Source organism: Actinoplanes sp. NBRC 103695, assembly GCF_030269485.1.
In the GTDB taxonomy this organism is placed as follows: Bacteria; Actinomycetota; Actinomycetes; order Mycobacteriales; family Micromonosporaceae; genus Actinoplanes.
Genome location: NZ_BSTL01000088.1, coordinates 1 through 3,296 on the forward strand (window position 1 = coordinate 1; position 3,296 = coordinate 3,296).

Annotated in this window: 2 protein-coding genes and 2 pseudogenes; 2 read left to right on the forward strand and 2 right to left on the reverse strand. The window is 65.3% G+C overall.

Annotation, left to right across the window (positions count from 1 at the left end):
- The first annotated feature begins 174 nt into the window (after positions 1–174).
- Positions 175–1,482, forward strand: coding sequence for an IS4 family transposase (locus QSK31_RS48305; protein ID WP_285691962.1), 1,308 nt, complete (start codon positions 175–177; stop codon positions 1,480–1,482).
- Positions 1,483–1,506: 24 nt separating this feature from the next.
- Here QSK31_RS48305 and QSK31_RS48310 read toward each other — a convergent pair.
- Both QSK31_RS48310 and QSK31_RS49125 read right to left on the reverse strand, forming a co-directional pair.
- Positions 1,507–2,450: pseudogene (locus tag QSK31_RS48310) on the reverse strand (ISAzo13 family transposase); the annotation flags it as partial.
- 53 nt (positions 2,451–2,503) lie between these two features.
- Positions 2,504–2,744 (reverse strand): annotated as a pseudogene (locus QSK31_RS49125) (IS630 family transposase); the annotation flags it as partial.
- A 140-nt stretch (positions 2,745–2,884) separates the two neighbouring features.
- On the opposite strand from QSK31_RS49125, the gene QSK31_RS48315 reads away from it, so the two are divergent.
- Positions 2,885–3,106, forward strand: coding sequence for a hypothetical protein (locus QSK31_RS48315; protein WP_285691961.1), 222 nt, complete (start codon positions 2,885–2,887; stop codon positions 3,104–3,106).
- Positions 3,107–3,296 lie beyond the last annotated feature (190 nt).

Below are 3,296 nucleotides of genomic sequence, written 5' to 3' on the forward strand. Positions count from 1 at the left end.
CTGACCGAGCCCGAGGCCGGGCTATTCACCCTCGCGACCCCCGCCGAGCCAACCAGAGCCCCCACCACCAGCGCACCTGACTCCAGCCCCAACATGAAACCAACCTAAAGCGCGCTTATCGCCCTCTGAGAAGTGCATCCATGGATAGGGGTTTCTGGGCAGGTGCGGCTGGGTGTGCTCACCCGGTGGGTGACCCCGGAACTGGTGACGCAGGCGTCGGCCGAGTGCAGCAGTCGAGACATCAGGCCCGGCGCGTTACCGGTCGGGTTCATGGTCTACTTCACGCTGGCGTTGGCTCTGTTCCAGCAGGACCCCTATGACGATGTCGCGGAGAACTTGGTCGGTGGGATCGACGGGATGGCCGGGTTCATCCCGAACAGGTCGTCATTTACACGGGCCCGGCAGCGGCTGGGGTCGCGGATCTTGGAAGTGCTGTTTCGGCGGCTGGCTGGGCCGCTGGCCCCGAACGATCTGACTGGTTCTTTCTATCGGGGGATGCGCCTGGCCGCGGTGGACGGGTTCGTACTGGACGTCCCTGACTCACCGGCCAACCGGGCGGAGTTCGGCGGGCCGGTCAAGGCCGGCCAGCCGGCGGGGTTTCCGCAGGTGCGGGTAGTGACGCTGACCGAGTGCGGTACACACGCGCAGATCGATGCGGCAGTGGGCGGGTTCAACCGCGGGGAACCGGAACTGGCGATCGCCGTGGCGGGCTCGGCCAGCGGGATGCTGGTCATCATGGACCGCGGCTTTCCGGGCGTCGCCTTGTGGAAGGCGTATGTCGGAGCCGGAGCGCATCTGCTGCTGCGGTCGCGTTCCCCGGTGGCCAGCAGGCCGGTAGAACGCCTGCCCGACGGCACCTACCTGGCGCGGATGAACCTTGCCGGGCAGAAGGGCTCCCATCCTGGTGGCGTGTTGGTCCGGGTGATCGAGTATCAGGTCGACGGCGGCGAGACGGTCCGGCTGCTGACGGACTTGATGGACCCGGCGGCCTATCCGGCGACGGAGTTAGCAGCCCTTTACCACGAGCGCTGGGAAGCAGAATCGGCGTTCCGGCAGATCAAGACGTTTCAGCGCGGGCCGGCCGAAGTCCTGCGCTCGGGCGACCCGGATCTGGTGCGCCAGGAGGCGTGGGCGCATCTGGTCGTGCATCACTGCCTGACCCGGATCATCATGGACCTGGCTGAGGGCAACGGGATCGACCCCGACCGCGTGTCATTCGTCAAGGTTCTCAAGCATGCTCGGCGCAGCGTGGTCCGGCAGTGCGCCGACACCCCAAAGAAGATCAAGAAGTTCCTTGCCACCCTGGCAGCGAAGGCGAGCCGCAAACTCGACAATGGACTTCGGCGTCTACGCGAGGCCGATCGGTTCCTCAAGCGGCCAGACTCCAAGTACTCCTCGAAACTTTCCTATCGGACGAACAACAGGGACCGGCGACCAACGCGACGCGTCACGACCAAGACCATCACCCTGCACCCGCGATAGTTCAGTCTTCAAACAACGGCATTGGGTGCCGGGCGGCAGGTGGCAGACGGTGATGGCCAGACCGGTCTCGGCAGCCAGGGCGGCGAGTTCGGTTTTCCATGCGCGGGAGCGGTAGCCGTTGGATCCGCCGGCGTCGGCGGTGATCAGTAGCTGGGTCGCGTCGGGGTAGTCGCGAGTGCCGACGTCGTGCCACCAGCGGCGGATCGATTCGACCGCGAACGCAGCGGTGTCGTGATCGGTGCCGACGTTCACCCAGCCGGTGTTCGCGGTGATGTCATAGATGCCGTAGGGCACGGCCTTACCGACGCTGTCGCCGTCATGGGTGTTGACCCTGGCCGGGTCACCGGTCGGACGCCATTCCCGGCCGGTGTTCTTGAAGTCCCCCAGAAGTTCCTTCTTCTTGGTGTCGACGCTGACCACCGGCTGCCCGCCGTCACGGTGGATACGGGCCTGCTCGTTGAGATACTGGAACTGCCCGTCACGGTCGGGATGTTGTTTGCCTTCCAGGGTCTTGGTGTTGCCCTGCAGGCTGAAACCGTCTGCCCGTAACAGATCGGCGACTGTGTCAGCGGAGACCCGATGTCCCTGAGCGGTCAGCTCACCGGCGAGGTTCCGGGTCGATTTCGTGGTCCACCGCAGCGGTGACATCGGATCTCCGCGCTCATCCGGCTCGACCAGGGCCAGTAACGCCGGACGCAGCCCGGGATCGAGGTCGACGGCACGTTTCCGGCCCCGCCGGGCCTGCGGGTCCGGCCCAAGGGTGCAGCACCGGCGTCCAACTCATCGACGCCCAGCGCAACGGTCGCTTCACGGACCCCGGCCGCCCTTGCCACTGCCCGGATCCCGCCATGGCCCAGCGCCCGGGCCTCAGCACCCATCACCAACCGGCGCTGCCGCTCATCGAGATGCGGGAAGATCGCCTGGAACTTCACCGCCAACTGCTCTTGAACCTCCACCATGACGCCCATAACAGATCAACGGACCGCAATCCGACAAGCTACGGGTTATTTCTCTGCGAGCCCTAAGCCCCTGGCAAGAACTCCTTCCCGTAACCCTCGGGTAGCCAGGGCGAGGTCCAGGGAGCTGCGGTGGTCAGGTTGTGGGCGTTGGTGCGGTGTTGGAAGAACGCGTGAGTTGGTGGATCCGGTCGGTGATGGTCGCGGCGAAGGTGTTCGCGAGTTGTCGTTTCAGCGCGGCCCAGATCCGTTCGACGGGGTTGTCCTGGGGCTGTATTTCGCGCCTTCGATGATCGGGATGCCGGGGGGTCTTTGCGTTGGTATGTCCCTCTCGCTGAGCGTGTTCACGGGCAGCCCATCACCAGTTACGTACCGAACCTTCGCCTACCTGCTTAGACGAGAGTGGCGTCGAGCCGGCCAGCGCGCCGTGGGCAGTCGACCTGCTGATGCTGCACGTCGCGGCAGCAGCAGCCGAACACGCACAGAGAGGCGCCAACCCCATGGTGCTCGACGGCCCGGCCGCAGAGACGATCGAACGGGCTACCGAAAGCGACTACCCGCATGTCTACGCGGTCCGCGATCATCTGCTCGCCGGCACCGCTGAGCAGCGGCTGAGATGGGCGATCGACATCCTGGTTATGGGTGTTACACAGCAACCGAGCAAGTAATCTTGGAGCAACTTCAGACCAACGACCTCGCTCCGGGGCTCGGTCGCGTCCGCTGGCGTGGTGTAAGACCCTGGTAAATAAGGGGTTCGGCCCGAGGCTGGGTCTGGCGGAGATCGACGATCTTGCCCGTGTGCGGCGTGTCGCGCGGACACGAGGAAGGGCCTCCGGTACGAGCAAAGGCGACTAAACC